Raw genomic sequence first — 17,756 nt, 5'->3', positions numbered from 1 at the left:
GCAACCAGGTACGCACTATGGCAATGACAATGAAAATACCGTCTCGCGAGTTATGGTCCTACTTTGGCTATGGTTTAGGTCAGTGTTTTAGCTTTGGTTTAGTGGGTTCGTTTATAAACTATTTTTACACCGACGTGCTGGGGATCTCGGCGCTGGCGGCAAGTACCATCTTCCTGATTGCCCGCGCGTGGGACGCGGTTCACGATCCGCTGTTTGCCAGCATTATGGACACCATTAACAGCCGGTTCGGCAAGTTTCGCCACTTTTTACTGATTGCGCCGCTGCTGATTACCGGCGTCACCCTGCTGGCATTCTATAAAATCGAAGCGGACATGACCACCAAAATCCTCTACGCCGGGGTGACGTATATCCTGTGGGGGACGCTGTACGCCATCTCCGATATCCCGTTCTGGTCGATGTCGTCGGTGATGACCAACGACTCCGGCCAGCGCACCCGCGCGGTAACGGCGGCGATGCTCGGGGTGAACGCCGGGATTGCCTGCGCCAACATCTTCTTCCCGAAGCTGGCGGCGTTCTTTGCCCAGTACAGCAACGATAAAGGCTACTTTATGGCGGCGCTGGTGATGATGCTGGTGGGGCTGCCGCTGATGCTCAACGGCTTTATGCAGATCAAAGAGCGCGTCCCGCCCAGCCCGGAAAAGGTGACGATGCGCGACACCTTCCACAACCTGCGCCAGAACAAGCCGCTGTTTATCGTCCTGCTGTCGTTCTTTTTCTGCGTGTTCCATAACGTGGCGGGCGGACTCTATATCTACTTCTTTATCAACAACATGGGCGACAGCAGCCTGCAAATGGCAATTGGCGTGATGGGGATAGTGGCGGCGGTGCTGTGCCTGGTCGCCCCGCTGCTGACGCGCCGGATGCAGAAGCGGAAGCTGTTTATGATCCTCTGCGGGCTGGACGTGGCGGTGCGCGTGGTGATGTGGTTCACGGGCTATCAGCACACGGCGCTGCTGTTTATCCTGCTCGGCCTGAGCACGCTGTTCGTGATGATGACCAACATCCTCACCTCGTCGATGATTGCCGACACCATCGAGTATGCGGAATACCACACCCACAAGCGCTGCGCGGCGATCACCTTCTCCGGGCAGACCTTTACCGGCAAGATGTCGGTGGCGGTGGGCGGCGGGTTAATCGGCGTGTTTCTGACGATGATCAACTATGTGCCGCAGGCGCAGTCACAGAGCGACAGCGTGCTGTCGGGGCTGTTCTTCGGCATTTGTTTGTTACCGGCGATTGGGTCGCTGATCCGCATGGGCTTTATGTCGCGCTTTACCTTTACCGAGGAGAAGCATGCGGAAGTGTGTCGGCTGCTGGCAGAACGCAGGCGGGGGAGCGAGCAGAATGGCATCGTGGATGAGGCGTTGACCCGCCCGGTATCGGTCAATTAATCGCTTCAGACGCCTGCTTTGCAGGCGTCTGCTTCTAATTCCGCAGCTTCAGGGACTCGGGGAGGTGGAGTATCGAGCTCTGAATACTGGTTCCGATGGTAAAAGGGACGATCCACAAACGTAGCGCATGGCTGTCCGGCTTATGAAGTTCGAAGGGATGGGGAAGCGCATCGCTAAAACCGTCATGCTGCGGGTAGATCAGGATCATATCGCCGCGGCTATCGAGATATTTCGTTCCGTAGGCCAGCATCTGGTAAAGATCGCTTTGCGAAATGTTAAAGCCAGGTTTATGAGGCTTAATCTTTTTCCATTTCGTATCGCAAATAATTGAAGAATGTTTCGACGTGTCATACGGGCGAAGCCAGATATCCGGCTTGAGTCTAAACATATACCTGGTGTGATAGCGAGCCAGAGTGTGTGTTTTTGCTTGGGTATCAATTTGGTAACGTTGATGATGATGATGCCTCATCCACGCCGCAACAAAGGATTCAAATACCGCTTCCATTGGAAAGAGCAGCGATATGGCATCAGCATGACCCTGCATACAAAGTGGTGACTCCCCGTGTAGGATCAATTTGGCCCACTCCAGCGCCTGTTCATAGTGATGCATATGCCTGTCGAGGCGAACCAGATCGAACGCGTGAGCGGTATCAACAACGGGAGGAATACCTTCGAAGGCCGACTGCAAGGGGCGAAGCTGCTGGATGAGCTGAGGGTTGCGGGTCAGGCGCGAAACCGTATCGATGGCCGTTTTGAGAATGCGGTTCTCCGGTCGGTCAACACTGTACTCGTCATACTCCACCTGAAAGCGATCCCGGCGAACGCTATTTGTCGACAGTTGTGCTGAAACCCGCAGTTTTCCCTTCATCCACGGTAGATTCTCCTGCTGGCGAAGGTAGTCACGCTTAAGACCCTGCAGCAGGACCGCCTGGACGCTCTGGATAAATTGATGAATAAAGATATCCATCAGCGGCATGCGCGAGGTTTTGATACTGGCGGAGGTTGTGGCGATGTGCCGGAAGGTTTTCAGCGTGCGCAGCATCATCATCAGCTGTTCGCGGGCGTTATCATGGCCGGTCTTTGGCAACACCTCGATGAACGCTCCTCCCGGCAGCGCAATGACGCCGACATAGTTTTTCACCTGCAGCACCTTCACGCGCCCGACCGTTTTCAGCGTCAGCAGGCGCGCGTCGTATTCCGCATCGTCGTTCAGGCAGCATTGCTCCAGCCACGCAAAACAGGCCGGAGGAAGCTCCACTGCGTCCTTAACCCGGCCGCTGTCCTTTTTACTGACCAAATAACCGTATTCAAAGGTGGACCACTGCCGCCGCCCGGTCATTCGTCGTTCTCCGCGCCTCGCGCACCTGCATCGTAAATCTGACGCCAGGCGATGGCATTATTCCAGACAGGATCGTCTTCGCCTGCAAGGTGATAGCGCTCTCCCTCTTCCTGCAGATCGTCCGATGCATCCGTTCCAAACAGCCGCTGAATATTTCCCTCGTTTTTGATCGAACGGATGAAGCACAGGGCGGGATCCTGCTTCTGGTTATCTCCAAGGACCAGACGAATTTTCTGCCAGTCGTTGTAAAAGTACTCCTCCAGCAGCGGCAGTACTTTATTTTTCATCACCCGCTGCAGACGGGCGAAAGCAATGTCATCGTCCTCCGTCTCAATTACCGGTATGAAAAAAGCGTGCCCGAGCGTGTGCTCGCTATCGTACAGCGCCTCAATGCGTTCATTGAGCATCTGCAGTAGCCGTTTGAGATCGATACCTTTGATGACGTGGCCTTCCAGAATGGAGGCTTTCGGCAGCATGGCCTTAAACTCGAAGCGGCGGCGCAGGGCGGTGTCCAGAGCGGTCAGGGAACGGTCCGCGGTATTCATGGTGCCGATCAGGAACAGGTTGTTTGGCACGCTGAATTTTTCGCCCGAATAGGGTAGCGTCACGCTCAGGGCCTCGGGTTCACCCATGCGCTTGGATTTCTCAATTAAGGTGATGAGCTCTCCGAAAATTTTGGAGATATTGCCACGGTTAATCTCGTCAACAATCAGCACGTAGTTCTGGCGTTTTGCCGGTGCATTTTTTTTCGGTGTGACGGGAAGATTATAATTATCATGAAGATAGTTGAGGATACCCCGGACATACGACTCGTTGTGGATATCAATCCCGTTGTTCTGATACCAGGCTTTGATGTCCTTCACGTAGGCGTTGTATCCATTCCCCAGATCCCCTTTTTTGCTGTTTAAAGGGAAGATGCCGAAGTTCGTTTCACTTTTATAGGTGACGCCGAACGGTTTACCTGATGTCGTTTTGAGCGTGGCGGCTTCGCCATTCAGCAGTTCTTTTTGAAACTTTGATAGCGCCTCGTTCAGCGCCAGCTGTTCACCTGCGTAACCAAACGCCGCATCCTCACAGATTTGCTTAAAGACGCCGGATTTAATGTCATAGCGAACGTTACCGTCACGGGTGGTATCGGCGCGTAGCCCTTCAATAAACTCTTCATAACCAAAGCTTTGGTGGAAAGTGACAAAGCGGATGCGCTGTTCGGAGACCAGCCGGTCATAAAGCGCTTTAAGTGCGTTCCGGTAATCACTGCCCTGAAGGCCATCCAGCAGGCGGGAATACTCAGCGGGTTCACAGGCGCGGACGGCATGCTCAACGGTGGAATAGGTTTTACCCGTCCCCGGAGGGCCATAGAGAATGACGTTCAGTGGAACATCCGCCACGCTCTCATCCGTATCCTGATCGTCGTCTTCGGCCCAGGACTCGCTACCTACCAGGCCGATATCACTCTTATCTTTGATGAAATGCGTGTAGAGATGCCACAGCGACATATTGAGTTCGACAGGGTCTACATGGCCGCCCAGCTCGCGGTTCAGCGCCGCCTTCAGCTCCAGGTTTTTTTCAAACCACGTCCCTTTCCCGGCGAGCCCAAGCCCGAAGCGGTTATTACAGTAGTTATAAATGCGGGAAAACATTTTGGTATTTACCACGTTCGAAACCCGCTCAGGGTACAGCGTGGCAAAAGCCCGGTGACACAACGCCCAGTACTGTTTCTTGAGAATGGATTTGGCCTTAAGCGCCTGTAGCTTGTTGACCACCTTTTCATATACGGCCGGGGTGCAGCCCTGTGCCATCAGGGTTGTGATTTCCCGCAGGTGAATCTGGGCCGCATTGTATTCGTTCTGCGACATTCCACCCTGTTTAATGCTGGCGACGCCGTTGGAGCGTTCATACCAAAGTGCCTTGATAAGGCTTTGATCACGAAACTCGGGTCGCTCTGTCGCTACGCGTTTGACCATCTGGTGATAGGCTGGCCCCCATTTAGGGCTGTATCGGCTGTTGTTATTGATATGCTCATTAAAGAAGGGGGCTAACGCGGTGCGATCCTGAACCATCACAAACTCCGGAAGTCGGGTAAAGGCGGTAAAGGTCAGTATTTTATAGGATTAATCTGAATGGTGTCACTGCTTGTTCAGGTGGGTTGAGGTGAAAAGGGGGCTGTCGCCGTTGGCGTCAGCCCTCAGACTTACAGCGACTTCACAAACGCCAGCAGATCTTCGTTGAGCTGATCCTGGTGGGTCAGCGCGAAGCCGTGCGGCGCGTTGTCGTACACCTTCAGCGTGGCGTTTTTGATCATCTCCGCCGCCAGCTTGCCGGTACTTTCAAACGGCACGATCTGGTCGTTGCTGCCGTGGATCACCAGCGTCGGCACGTCGATTTTCGCCATATCCGGACGGAAGTCGGTTTCGGCGAAGGCGGTCACGCAATCGATGGTGCCCTTGAGGGACGCCAGCAGGGCGATGTTCAGCGTCTGGGTCAGGGCACCGGCAGAGACGGTCTGCCCGGCGTTGATGCCGTAGAACGGAGTGGCGAAGTCGCTGATGAACTGGGCGCGATCTTTACGCAGCCCGTCGCGAATGCCGTCGAACACGCTCTGATCCACACCCTGCGGGAAGGAGTCGGATTTGCCGAAGATTGGCGTCACCGCGCCCAGCAGCGCCAGACCAGCCACGCGTTCGCTGCCGTAGTTGTTGATGTAGCGGGTCACGTCGCCGCCGCCCATGGAGAAGCCCACCAGCGTTACGTCGCGCAGATCCAGGGTAGTAATCAGGTCGTTAATGTCGGACGCAAAGGTGTCGTAGTCATAGCCGTTCCACGGCTGATCCGAACGCCCAAAGCCGCGACGGTCAAAGGCGATGGCGCGGAAGCCGCGCTCGGCCAGGTAGTTCAGCTGGCTGTCCCACATGTCGCCGTCCAGCGGCCAGCCGTGGCTGAAGAGGATCGGTTTGCCCGCGCCGCAGTCTTTGTAGTAAATCTGCGTGCCGTCTTTTGCCTTAAACAGTGCCATAGTGTGTTCCTGTGCAGGTGATCGTTATGGTTATACCGGCGCGACCAGATAGCGAATTGCCGGTGATATTGTGCCCTGATGAAAAGCCAGAACGCGGCTCTGCAACAGGAGGTCATTCATGGTGTGGCGTTCCTGCTGGCGCAAATGCTCAATCCAGGAACCCATCAGGAAGGTCTCGATAAACAGCCCTGGACGTTCGATATCCTCGTACACCGCCCAGCTCATCGCTCCGGCGCGGCGGCGCACCCGGCGTAGCTCGTGCACGGCCTGCAAAAACGCTTTCGCGTCCTGTGGGTCGATGATGTACTCGTGCGACACCAGCACCGGGCCGCGCTCGTTCGGGAGTTCAATCTCCACGCCGTCCAGCGGCTGCCCGCTCAGGTCGAGATTTAAATTCGGATCTTTCTCCAGCTTCCAGCGGAACGCCGTCGCGCTTGCCAGCACCATCCCCAGCGTGGCAACCACCAGCGAGGTCGGGGTGCCGAACTGCGAGGCGATCTGCCCCCAGACGGCGCTGCCTGCGGTCATCGAGCCGAAGAACACCGTCAGATACACAGCCAGCGCCCGGGCTTTTACCCAGCGGGCGGCGCTGCGCTGTGCGCCAAGGTTGAGGGTGGAGAGCACCGCAATCCACGCGAAGCCGGTAAAAAACTCAAACAGGTTCAGCAGCCAGACGTGGCGCACGAACGCCAGCGCCAGCATGGTGAGGGCAAACGTCAGGCTGGCGGCCACCATCAGCCGATCGGCATTCAGCCGCTGGCGCAGGCGCGGCAGCAGGATCGCCCCGGCAATCGCCCCCAGGCCGATACACGCCAGCATCACGCCGTAGCCCGCCGGGCCTAAGCCCAGCTCGCGGCGCGCCACCAGCGGCAGTAACGCCCAGCCCGCGCTGCCGAAAACGAAGAACGCCACGGTACGCACCAGCACGTTACGCAGCACCGGGGCGGCGTGCACGTAGCGAATGCCGGACCGCACCGCCGAGAAGAAGTGCTCCGGCGGCAGCCGCTGCACGGAAGGCGCCGGACGCCAGCGCCACAGCACCCACGCCACGCCGACCACGGAGAGCGCGTTAAGCGCAAACACCATCCACGGCCCGGCCAGCGACAGCAGGAAACCGCCCAGCGCAGGGCCAATCGCCCGGCTGATGTTGACCCCGAGCGAGTTAAGCGCCACGGCGGAACCCAGCTCGGGCTTGCTCACCAGGTCAGGCACAATCGCCTGAAACGGCGGCGAGCTCATGGCCGCGCCCACGCTCAGCAGAAACGTTGCCGCCAGCAGAACGGTGGGGGTGACGTGTCCGGTAAAAGAGAGCAGCGTCAGCCCGGCAGCGGCGATGAATACCCATAGCTGGGAGAAGAGCAGGTATTTTCGTCGGTCAACGATGTCCGCCATCACCCCGGACGGCAGGGCGAAGAGGAACATCGGCAGGCTGCTGGCCGCCTGCACCAGCGCGATATCCAGCGGATCGGCGCTGAGCGTCAGCATGCTCCAGTTGATGCCGACGTCGCTCATCCATGAGCCGACGTTAGAGACCACCGTGGCGATCCACAGCATGCGGAACACCGGCTGGCTCAGCGGCTGCCAGGGCGAAGCCGCCGATGCGGGCGTCGTCTCGACGTGTGCGTCGCGAACGTCGTTAACCTGGGTCATGCGAACCTCTCCGTCGTCTTACGCTGCAGCCGCCACTGGCCCGGTCCGGTGAGGGCGAGGGTGGTGAAGATAATCAGCAGCAGCCAGCCAAACTGCCCTTCGGCAATCGACCAGTCCGGGTGCACCGCCAGCATCGCCACCAGCAGCACGGCGATAATCGGCAGGCACGCCAGGCGGGTGTAAACCCCTGCAATGATAAACAGCGGGCAGATGACCTCGGCGACGATCGCCGGGATCAGGCTCGCGTAAGGTCCGAAACCAAACGGATCTTCGATGCGCGTCAGCTCTTCGCTGAAGTGGAGCACCTTAGGCAGGCCGTGTACGTACAGCAGCAGCAGGCTGCCGGTCAGGCGCAGGAAGAACAGCCCCGGATCGATCCGGGGCGAAGCGTCATTTTGTTTCATCAGAATGCAAAGCAGCTGCAGCCCAGCGCCCCCCAGAAAGCGTTATCGTCGGACACCGGCATCTCTGACGTGCGGGCGAAATCATGCTGGTGGCTATGAACCCCGCACGGGCCGCTGCAGTGGTGGACGGCGCTCATGCCGACGCGTGCGGCCTGCGGCGGCGCGCTGCGGTAGTGGCCCGGCACCTTCACCACCGGGGACCACTCGGGCAGGACCGGAATGGCGGGCGGCGCGAGCGGGCCAAAGCTGCCAGCAGCGTAGACGATATCGCCGTTGACCACGGTGAGGACGGACTCGATGCCCTTGATCTCCTCTTCCGGCACGCGGAAGTAATCTTTGCTGAGCACCGCCAGATCCGCGAGCTGGCCCGTTTTGATCTGCCCCTTCTGGTTCTGCTCGCTGGAAAACCACGCGCTGCCCTGGGTCCAGAGCATCAGGGCGGTATCGCGATCCAGACGGGCGCTGTGATCGTACATCTGCATCCCGCCAACGGTGCGGCCGGAGACCAGCCAGTAGAGCGCGGTCCACGGGTTATAGCTCGCCACGCGGGTGGCGTCGGTGCCTAAGCCCACCGGCACACCGGTCTCCAGCATTTTCGCCACCGGCGGCGTGTGGCGGGTGGCTTCGATGCCGTAACGCTCGGCGAAGTATTCCCCCTGGAAGGCCATGCGGTGCTGCACGGCAATGCCGCCGCCCAGTTCTTTGATGCGGTCGATGTTGGCCTGTGACACGGTTTCGGCGTGGTCGAAGAACCAGTGTAGCCCGTTGAACGGAATGTCGCGGTTCACCTTCTCGAACACGTCCAGCATGCGGCTGATGGATTCGTTATAGGTGGCGTGCAGGCGGAACGGCCAGCGGTGTTCGACCAGATGGCGCACCACGCGCTCCAGCTCGTCCTCCATGCCCGGCGCGAGATCCGGGCGCGGCTCGAGGAAGTCTTCAAAATCGGCGGCGGAGAAGACCAGCATCTCGCCCGCGCCGTTGTGGCGGAAGAAGTCGCTGCCCTGGCCCGGCGTGAGCATGTCGGTCCATTTTTCAAAGTCTTCCAGCTCGTGGCCCGGACGCTGGGTAAACAGGTTGTAGGCGATGCGGATGGTCATCTGCTTTTTCTCGTGCAGCTCGGCAATTACCTCGTAATCTTCCGGGTAGTTCTGGAAGCCGCCGCCCGCGTCGATGGCACTGGTCAGCCCCAGGCGGTTCAGCTCGCGCATGAACTGGCGCGTGGAGTTGACCTGCTGCTCCAGTGGCAGCTTCGGCCCTTTGGCGAGGGTTGAGTACAGGATCATGGCGTTAGGACGGGCGATCAGCATCCCGGTCGGGTTGCCGTTGGCGTCGCGCTGGATCTCCCCGCCCGGCGGATTCGGCGTGTCCCAGGTGTAGCCGACCACCTTCAGCGCGGCGCGGTTGAGCAGGGCGCGGTCGTACAGGTGCAGGATGAAAACCGGCGTATCCGGCGCGGCGTCGTTGATCTCGTCTAAAGTTGGCATACGGCGCTCGGCAAACTGGAACTCGCTCCAGCCGCCCACCACGCGCACCCACTGGGGCGACGGCGTGCGCAGGGCCTGCTCTTTCAGCATGCGCAGGGCATCTGCCAGGGACGGTACGCCTTCCCAGCGCAGCTCGAGGTTGTAATTCAGCCCGCCGCGGATCAGGTGCAGGTGCGAGTCGTTCAGGCCGGGGATGGCGGTGTGGCCTTTTAAGTCGACCATCTTAGTGCCGTCGCAGTGGTGTTGCATCACCTCGGCGACGGTGCCCACTTCCAGGAATTTCCCGTCGCGCACGGCAACGGCTTCCGCGAGAGGGTTCTCGCGATCGACGGTGTGAAACTGGCCGTTAACCAGAATGAGATCGGCTTTACCGAGGGTAACCATAACTGCTCCAGACTGAGAGGGGAATGGTCAGGATTATGGGAACCGGTTTCGGGAAAGATCCAGTTATACAATAGGATAGGTATACCAAAGTATAACTATACCTAAGGTTAACTATACGAAGAGATAATTACGCGCCAGCGGCGTGGGTCATAGGATGAATGCGATTTTATCGGCGTGCTGTTCGCGGCGATTTTAACCTTTAACCTCACTGGATAATCTTATGACCACTACAAAACTCGAAGTCTTAACCCCAGCCAACTGTCAGATCATCTTCATCGACCACCAGCCGCAGATGGCGTTTGGCGTGCAGTCTATTGACCGCCAGGTGCTGAAAAACAACACCGTGGCGCTGGCGAAAGCGGCAAAAGTGTTCAACATCCCGACCATCATCACCACCGTTGAAACCGAAAGCTTCTCCGGTAACACCTATCCGGAGCTGCTGGACGTGTTCCCGGGTCAGGACATTCTGGAGCGTACCTCCATGAACTCCTGGGACGACCAGAAGGTGCGTGACGCGCTGAAGGCTAACGGCAAGAAGAAGGTGGTTGTCGCGGGCCTGTGGACCGAAGTGTGCAACAACAGCTTTGCCCTGTGCGCGATGCTGGAAGGGGACTACGAAATTTATATGGTGGCGGACGCGTCCGGCGGCACCTCCAAAGAAGCCCACGACTTCGCGATGCAGCGCATGATCCAGGCGGGCGTGATCCCGGTGACCTGGCAGCAGGTGATGCTGGAGTGGCAGCGTGACTGGGCACATAAAGAGACCTATACCGCGGTGATGGATATCGTGCGCGAGCACTCCGGCGCCTACGGCATGGGCGTGGATTATGCCTACACCATGGTGCACAAAGCGCCGTCTCGCCAGAAGAGCGAGCACCGTACCTTAGCGCCGGTTCCGGCACGCTAAATCCCGGCGGCGGGCTGGTCCCTCATCCGGCTCGTCACTGCCTTTTTCTCTGGAGTTCACAATGAGTACAGGGTTGATATCCCTTGCGGCAGGCGTGCTGATTGGCCTGATGTATGCCGTGCTGAAGGTGCGTTCCCCCGCGCCGCCCGCGCTGGCGCTAATTGGCCTGCTGGGGATGCTGGCAGGGGAACAGGCGATGCGTCATCTTTTATCCCGCGATAATCCCGCTGGCGTGCAGGTGACGGTTCCCCACGTTCAGCACCTGTCCGGAGCGTCATCATGAAGGCCTGGATTATTTCGCTGGTGTGCGGGGTCGCGGCTGGGGTAATTTACGCCCTGCTCGACGTGCATTCCCCGGCGCCGCCGGTCGTCGCGCTGCTTGGCCTGTTCGGCATGCTGGTGGGTGAACAACTGATCCCCATCGGACGGCGTCTGGTGAGCCGCGAACCGCTGACCCTGGCCTGGTTTCGTCATGAATGCGTACCGAAAATCAGCGGTACCGCGCCCCCAGCGCCCGCGAAGGAAAGCCGCGACGCGTAACGAATTGTTTGAGGAAAGACAGCATGACGCTGCCGTGGCGCATTGCCATCATTGATGACGAACGCTCTGTTCGCAGCGGGCTCAGTAACCTGCTGCAATCGGAAGGGTATGCTACCGATACCTTCGATTCGGCAGAGGTGTTTTTGAGCCACCCTCTCGCCCTTTCAGGCGCGTCGCTGGTGATCACCGACATCAAGCTGCGCGGCATGAACGGGATCGAGCTGTTTGAGAAGCTGCGGTTGCTGGCCACGCCGCCGCCGCCAATACTGTTTATCTCCGGCCATGCGGATGAAAATATGCAGCGGTATGCACTCAGCCTGGGCGCCGCTGCATTTTTGCGTAAGCCGATTAACATCGATATTCTGCTGGATCATATTCAGCGGGAGCTGACCCGCCGACAATAAGGATCGCGGATGAACGAACAAACGTCGCCTGCATTTTGGCCCGCCCGGGGAAGTCTCCATGAAGGGCGGGCTTTTGTTCTGAAAGAGGATGTTATTTTTACCGTGCTGGCGCAGGAGGGCGGCATCTCCTGGATGAACGGGCGGCATCCCCAGTCAGGCGGTTCGTTTATTATCGCCACCGCGGTCAGCGATGAAGAAGAGGAGCGGGCAACGCGGCTGCTTAAAAACGAGTTTGCCCTGCGCGATCGACTTCATGACGGCTGGGCTATCCGGCCCGTCGCTTCAACCCAGTACCGCGGACGTTTTGCGCTGGTCTACGCGCCGTTCTGCTTTGAACTGCTGGCGTGCCGGGCAGGTAAGGCGATTTCCGGGATCGCCCGCTTTATCGAGATGGCGATCCGCATCTGCGGTCCCCTGCGCCAGATGCATCTGCACAACCTGATCCACGGCGATATCAAACCCGGGTCGATCTTCGTTCATCACGACGCCACCAGCCGTCTGTGCAGCTTTGGTCTTTCCTGCGCCACCTCCGACGCATTCTCCCGGTCCCGGCTTGCCGCGTCTGGCGGCACGCCCGCCTACATGTCACCGGAACACACCACGCGTACCCGGCGCGCCGTCGACAGCCGGAGCGATCTCTACAGTCTGGGTATCGTGCTTTATGAACTTCTGACCGGGCGATTGCCGTTTGAACTGAGCGCTGATGACCAGACTAACTGGGCGCATTACCATATTGCCTCTGAGCCGCTTGCGCCGGGCCGGGTGCGTCCGGACGTACCCGGCATGCTCTCGACCATTATCCTTAAGTTGCTGGAGAAGAATCCGGAGAATCGCTATCAGACCGTCGACGGGCTGATTGCCGACCTCAGGCGCTGCCAGGCGACGCTGACCGCCGAAGGTGAGATCGTCGACTTTATTCCCGGCCAGCAGGATCGCTCTCCGGCGATCCATCTTGCCGATTCGCTTTTCTCTGCGCATCCGCAGGCCAGCGACGTCATCGCCGCGTTTGAGCGGGTCAGCCAGAGCGGTGCGCCGGAACTGGTGACGATTGGCGGTCCGTCGGGGATCGGTAAATCTTCCGTGATCGCCACCACGCTGAAATCGCTGCAACAGCGCAAGGTGCTGCTGGCGGTGGGCAAGGTCGATCAATACTCTCCCACGCTGCCCTACGGCGTGCTGAGTTCGGCGTTTCGGACGCTCACGCTGCACCTGCTCGGGCTGCCAGCCGGGGAGGTGGCGACGTGGAAAATCCGCCTGTCGCGCGCGCTGGAAGGCTTCGAGGAGCTGGCTGTCAGCCTGGTGCCGGAGCTGAATTTACTTCTTGAGAACAAACCGCGTTTCTCTGCGGATACATTTTCCATCGACGCGCGGGCGCGCTTCAGCCATATGGTGCTGGCGCTGGTGAAAACCTTCGCCACCCAGGGCGCGCCGCTGGTGCTGCTGCTGGATGATGTGCAGTGGATCGACGCCGCCAGCCTGCAAACGCTCGATTACCTGCTGCGCGCCTGCGGCGCCATCCCGCTGCTGGTGGTGGCGGCGCACCGCGATCTCAGTTCGCTTTCTGAACCCAGCTTGCAGACCGCGCTGGCGAGCCTGCCGGAGGCGGCGCAGCATGCCATGACGATCGTGCCGCAGCCGCTGTCGGTGAAGGCCGTGGCACGCTGGCTCGGGGGGATTTTTCATGCCCGCAGTACCGGCACCTCCGATCTTGCCACGCTGATCCATGAAAAAACCGGCGGCAACCCGCTGTTCGTTCAGGAATTTTTCCGCCGCATCGTCGATGACGGACTGGTGGTGCACAACAAATATCAGGGGAAATGGCATTACGATCTCCAGGCCATCCGCGCCCGGCATTACACCGAGAACGTGGTGACGCTGGTGCTTGAACAGCTCAAAGAGATGCCCGACGAGACGCGCCGCCTGCTGGGCAGCATCGCCTGCCTCGGCTGCACGGGCGAGCTGGAGATGCTGTGCCGCGTGGTGGGGCAGTCGGCGGCGGAAATCCGCTACGCCCTTCATCCGGCGGTTACCGCTCAGCTGATTGTGCTGACGGAGAAAGAGTACGCTTTTACCCACGATCGGGTGCAGGAAGCCGCCTTTGCCCTGCTGGATGAGGGCGAGAAAAGCCATCTGCACCTGACCACCGCCAGCCTGCTGGCGGATGCCGCGCGGCAGACGGCGGGTAACGAACTGCTGTTCCGCGCGGTTCACCACGTCAGCGCCGCGCTGGACTGCATCCAGCCTGCGCCGCAGCGCCAGAGATTCCGTGAGCTGAGCCTCCAGGCCGCGCGGCGTGCGAAGCGTACCGGCGATTACCTTTCCGCCTTAAGTTACATCCAGACCGCCAGAGCGCTGGGGAACGCGGGTCCGGTCTCGGACTTTATGCTGGATATCGAAGAGGCGGGCTGTGAGTTCGCGCTCGGGCACCTGGAGCGCACGCGCGCGCTGTGCGATACGATCCTCGGCTCACCGGGCGGGCTGACGGAGAAAGCGCTGGCCGCTAACCTGCTGGCGGAAGTCTATATGCGCCAGTCGGAGATCCGCCTGGCGCTGGAGGCGTCGTTATGCTGGCTGGGCGTGTTCGGGATCCAGATCAGCCGCTACCCGGAAAATGCCGAATGTGACGAGGCCTGGCAGCAGTTCTGTCAACGCACCGCCGACGCGCCGCAGAACCCGTTTACTCAGCTTAAGCTGATGGAGAGCGCGGAGACCGAAGCGGTAATGAACCTGCTTTACAGCGCCAGTATTTTCGCCAGCTTTACCTGCCCGCGCCTGCACTTTTTACTCCTGTGCCGGATGATGCACCTCACGCTCGATCGCGGCATAACCGGCGCATCCACCACGGCGATGGCCTGGTTTGGCGTGCTGATTGGCCACCGCTACGCCGAATACCGTCTCGGGTTTGAGTACGGCACGCTGGCTCGCGAGCTGGTGAACCGCCACGGCTATGATGCCTATGAAGCTAAAACTCTGCTGCCGCTCGACCAGCTCAGCGTCTGGACCCAGCCGCTGTCGTACACTATCGAGTGCGCCAAGGCCTGCTTTACCTCGGCGGTGACCCACGGCGACATGACGATGGCCTGCTTCGCGGCCTGTCATCAGATCATTAACTTCCTCTCCCGGGGCGATCATCTGGACGGCGTGTTGACCAGCATCGATCGCGGTCTGGCCTTTGTGCGTAAAACGGATTATCAGGACATTGAAACCGTTCTGCACATTCAGCGCCGCTACGTGGAGTTTTTACGCACGCCGGTGACGGGCACATGGAGCGCCGCCCAGGCGCTGCCTGACGATCTGCTGCCCGCACCGCCGGAGCAGGCGCCCGAGCAGACCTCGACCATGCTGTTCTGGTACTGGCTCTATCGCGGGATGGCGCACTTTACCTGCGGCGAATACGCCGACGCGCAGGCGGATTTAGAGAGGGCGGGCTGGTATGCGTGGTCCGCACCGGGCCATATCCATCTGCTGGATTACCATTTTTACAGCGCGCTGGCGCTCTCCCGCCAGCTTACGCCGGAGACCTTCTCGGCGGATTATCGCCGCAGTATTCATCACCATTACGACAAAATTGCCCTCTGGGCGCGGATCAATCCGGGCACGTTTGCCGATAAAGAGGCGCTGATTTATGCCGAAATCGTCCGTCTGGACGGCATGAACAGCATCGCGCTGGAGCAGTATGAAAAGGCGGTGCGGCTCTCGCGGGAGGGCGGGTTTAACCCGATCAATGCCCTGGCCCACGAGCTGGCAGGGCGTTTCTCGCTGGCCTGCGGCTACCCGACCGCCTCCGACGCCCATTTCCGCGGTTCGATTGCCGCCTGGGGCCGCGCCGGGGCGCAGGCCAAGGTGCGTCAGCTGGAGCAGGATTTCCCGCATCTGCTGGCCTCCGGGCAGAGCCGCGCGTACGACACCGTGGCATTTGCCCAGAACGAGGTGATCCGCGATTTACAGAGCGTCATCAAAGCCTCACGCGCCTTGTCCGAAGAAATCAACCTCGAGCGTTTAATTGAAAACCTGATGACGCTGCTGCTTGAACGGGCCGGGGCGCAGCGTGGCCTGCTGCTTCGCGTCAGCGATAATCACATCCCGGAGATCGAAGCCAGCGCCTGGACCAGCACCGACGGGGTGCGGGTTCGCATCCTGAAAGAGACACCGATGGCGACGGACATGCCACTGTCGGTGCTGGCCGCGGTGATCCGCACCGGGCAGGAGATCCGCACCGGCAAACCGGAGGAATTTCACCCGTTCAGCCAGGATCCTTATCTGGTGACGTCCGGCGCCGCCGTGATGTGCGTGCCGATGTTCAAACAGGCGCGACTGGTGGGGGTGCTGTATCTGGAAAACCGCCTGATGCCGGAAGTGTTTACCGCCGAACATTCGCGCGTGGTCAGCCTGCTGGGCGCGCAGGCGGCGGTTTCGCTGGAGACGGCGCGGCTTTACGCCGAGCTGCTGGCGGAAAACATCCACCGCCGACGGGTGGAGAAAGAGCTGCGCGCCAGCCAGACCTCGCTGATGCTGGGTGAGCAGATCAGTCATACCGGCAGCTGGCGCTGGGAGCTGGTGCAGGATCTGATGTTTATGTCCGAAGAGTACGCCCGTATTCTTGGCCTGCCGGAGCAGCAAAAGATGATCTCAATGGCGGAGTTTTTGACCTTCGTGCATGAGGATGATTATGGCCGGATTGGTAACCTCGTTAATCAGAGCGTGCGTGACGGGCTGTCGATGCGCGCGGAGTTTCGCATTATCCGCACCGACGGCTCCGTTCGCTACATTCTCGGGATTGGCGATCCGGTGGGCGTGGGCAGCGAAGTGAATGAGTATTACGGCATCATTACCGACATCACCAGCCAGCGGGCGGCGGAGGATGCGATGCGGGTGGCGCAGGCGGATCTGGCGCGAGTCTCACGGGCCACCACCGTCGGGCAACTCACCTCCTCGATCGCGCACGAGATCAACCAGCCGCTGATGTCGATTGTCTCGAACGCCGGCGCGAGCCTGCGCTGGCTCAACCGCGATCCGGCGCGGCTGGACAAAGTGCGAGAGGGGCTGGAGGAGATCGCCGCCGAGGGCGAGCGGGCAGGGGAGATCATCCGCAGCATTCAATCTCTGACGCGCAAACAGGACCCCACGTTTACGCGAATCGATCTGCACTTCCTGATCCACCACATCATTATGCTCTCCCGCAGCGAACTTGAGCTGCGACACATAAGCGTTGATTATCTCCTGAACGCTGACGACAGCTTTATCATCGGCGACAGCGTGCAGATCCAGCAGGTGCTGCTTAACCTGGTGATGAATGCGATGGAAGCGATGGCGGAAGTGACGGATCGCCCGTGCAGCATCACGATCGCCACCGCGAACTGCGCCGAAGGGAAGGTGATCTTTGAGATCGCCGATACCGGCAGCGGCATTGAGCCGGAGCTCACCGAGCGGATCTTTGACTCGTTCTATTCGACCAAAGCGCAGGGAATGGGGATGGGGCTGACCATCAGCGCCAGCATCATTGAACGGCACCGGGGAAAACTGAGCGCGCGCCGCAGAGAGCCGTACGGCACGGTGTTTACCTTCGCGTTGCCGCTTGCCGGACAGGAGGCGTAACGGTTATTCCGCTGGCTGATGTTTTGTCAGGCGCTCGACGGCCCTGACCAGCTCGGCCACGGAGCGGACCTGCATTTTCTCCATCACCCGGCGGCGGTGTACTTTCACCGTAATCTCACTGACGCCCAACTCGGCGGCGATCTGCTTGTTGAGCTTGCCGCTGATGGCAAGCTCAAGCACCTCATGCTCGCGCGGCGTGAGGGACATGTGGCGCTGTTTCAGGGCGTAGTGCTCTTTGACGCGGGCGGCGTTGTGCTGTGCCAGCCTGAGCGCGGATTCGATAGAGCCAATGAGGGCGCTGGATTCAACGGGTTTAGTGAGAAATTCGTAGGCCCCGCCTTTGATCGCCCGGACGGACATAGGGATAGTGCCGTGACCGGTGAGAAAGATGATCGGTATTTCCCGCCCGTTGGCTTTCAGCGCATCTGCGACATCAAACCCGGTGATCGTGGGCATTTGCATATCGAGGATCACGCAGGAGGGCAGATCCTCAAAGGGATGGCTGAGAAAGGCTTCTGCTGAGGAAAAGCCAAGGGCGTGTATATCCGCTGATTCCAGCAGCCCAACAACGGACTGCCTGACTGCGTCATCGTCATCAACCACATAAACAATGTGTTCCAT

At 59.7% G+C, this 17,756-nt stretch carries 13 protein-coding genes; 6 read left to right on the top strand and 7 right to left on the bottom strand.

Annotated elements, in window-relative coordinates; genetic code table 11:
• Positions 1-17 precede the first annotated feature (17 nt).
• Positions 18-1,412: an MFS transporter gene (locus tag AC4OVS_RS19435; RefSeq protein WP_491922638.1), complete on the top strand. Its 1,395-nt coding sequence runs from the start codon at positions 18-20 to the stop codon at positions 1,410-1,412.
• A gap of 34 nt (positions 1,413-1,446) precedes the next feature.
• Here AC4OVS_RS19435 and AC4OVS_RS19430 read toward each other — a convergent pair whose 3' ends face one another.
• From AC4OVS_RS19430 to AC4OVS_RS19405, 6 genes are all read right to left on the bottom strand, one after another.
• Positions 1,447-2,751: an McrC family protein gene (locus tag AC4OVS_RS19430; protein WP_038415215.1), complete on the bottom strand. Its 1,305-nt coding sequence runs from the start codon at positions 2,749-2,751 to the stop codon at positions 1,447-1,449.
• The gene (locus AC4OVS_RS19425) at positions 2,748-4,811 is read right to left on the bottom strand and encodes an McrB family protein (RefSeq protein ID WP_491922637.1); all 2,064 of its coding nucleotides are present in this window, start codon (positions 4,809-4,811) and stop codon (positions 2,748-2,750) included. Before AC4OVS_RS19425 ends, AC4OVS_RS19430 begins: the two co-directional genes overlap by 4 nt.
• Before the next feature lie 131 nt (positions 4,812-4,942).
• Positions 4,943-5,764, bottom strand: coding sequence for an alpha/beta fold hydrolase (locus AC4OVS_RS19420; RefSeq protein ID WP_323634404.1), 822 nt, complete (start codon positions 5,762-5,764; stop codon positions 4,943-4,945).
• Positions 5,765-5,794: 30 nt separating this feature from the next.
• The gene (locus AC4OVS_RS19415; RefSeq protein ID WP_491922636.1) at positions 5,795-7,414 is read right to left on the bottom strand and encodes an MFS transporter; all 1,620 of its coding nucleotides are present in this window, start codon (positions 7,412-7,414) and stop codon (positions 5,795-5,797) included.
• Positions 7,411-7,818, bottom strand: a complete 408-nt coding sequence (locus tag AC4OVS_RS19410) for a DoxX family protein (protein WP_023299234.1) — start codon at positions 7,816-7,818, stop codon at positions 7,411-7,413. The genes AC4OVS_RS19415 and AC4OVS_RS19410 overlap by 4 nt, the downstream gene beginning before the upstream one ends.
• Complete coding sequence (locus tag AC4OVS_RS19405) at positions 7,818-9,689, bottom strand: amidohydrolase (protein ID WP_491922635.1); 1,872 nt, start codon at positions 9,687-9,689, stop codon at positions 7,818-7,820. The genes AC4OVS_RS19410 and AC4OVS_RS19405 overlap by 1 nt, the downstream gene beginning before the upstream one ends.
• Before the next feature lie 220 nt (positions 9,690-9,909).
• On the opposite strand from AC4OVS_RS19405, the gene AC4OVS_RS19400 reads away from it, so the two are divergent.
• The 5 genes from AC4OVS_RS19400 to AC4OVS_RS19380 all read left to right on the top strand — a co-directional run bounded on the left by AC4OVS_RS19400 (position 9,910) and on the right by AC4OVS_RS19380 (position 17,135).
• Positions 9,910-10,596, top strand: coding sequence for a hydrolase (locus AC4OVS_RS19400; RefSeq protein WP_022646922.1), 687 nt, complete (start codon positions 9,910-9,912; stop codon positions 10,594-10,596).
• Between the two features lie 61 nt (positions 10,597-10,657).
• Positions 10,658-10,879, top strand: coding sequence for a DUF1427 family protein (locus AC4OVS_RS19395; RefSeq protein WP_017383875.1), 222 nt, complete (start codon positions 10,658-10,660; stop codon positions 10,877-10,879).
• Positions 10,876-11,136 carry a XapX domain-containing protein gene (locus AC4OVS_RS19390; protein ID WP_006810276.1) on the top strand — a complete coding sequence of 87 codons (261 nt, stop codon included), beginning with the start codon at positions 10,876-10,878 and terminating at the stop codon, positions 11,134-11,136. Before AC4OVS_RS19395 ends, AC4OVS_RS19390 begins: the two co-directional genes overlap by 4 nt.
• 23 nt (positions 11,137-11,159) lie before the next feature.
• On the top strand, positions 11,160-11,540 hold the full coding sequence (locus AC4OVS_RS19385; protein WP_006810275.1) for a response regulator transcription factor: 381 nt from the start codon (positions 11,160-11,162) through the stop codon (positions 11,538-11,540).
• Between the two features lie 9 nt (positions 11,541-11,549).
• Positions 11,550-17,135: a trifunctional serine/threonine-protein kinase/ATP-binding protein/sensor histidine kinase gene (locus AC4OVS_RS19380; protein WP_491922634.1), complete on the top strand. Its 5,586-nt coding sequence runs from the start codon at positions 11,550-11,552 to the stop codon at positions 17,133-17,135.
• A 3-nt stretch (positions 17,136-17,138) separates the two neighbouring features.
• On the opposite strand, the gene AC4OVS_RS19375 is transcribed toward AC4OVS_RS19380, so the two are convergent.
• Positions 17,139-17,756 (bottom strand): response regulator transcription factor, encoded by a 618-nt coding sequence (locus tag AC4OVS_RS19375; protein ID WP_022646926.1) that lies wholly within the window; start codon positions 17,754-17,756, stop codon positions 17,139-17,141.

This window comes from Enterobacter sp. 4974935, assembly GCF_058661735.1.
This window is presented reverse-complemented; position numbering and strand designations above follow the sequence as displayed.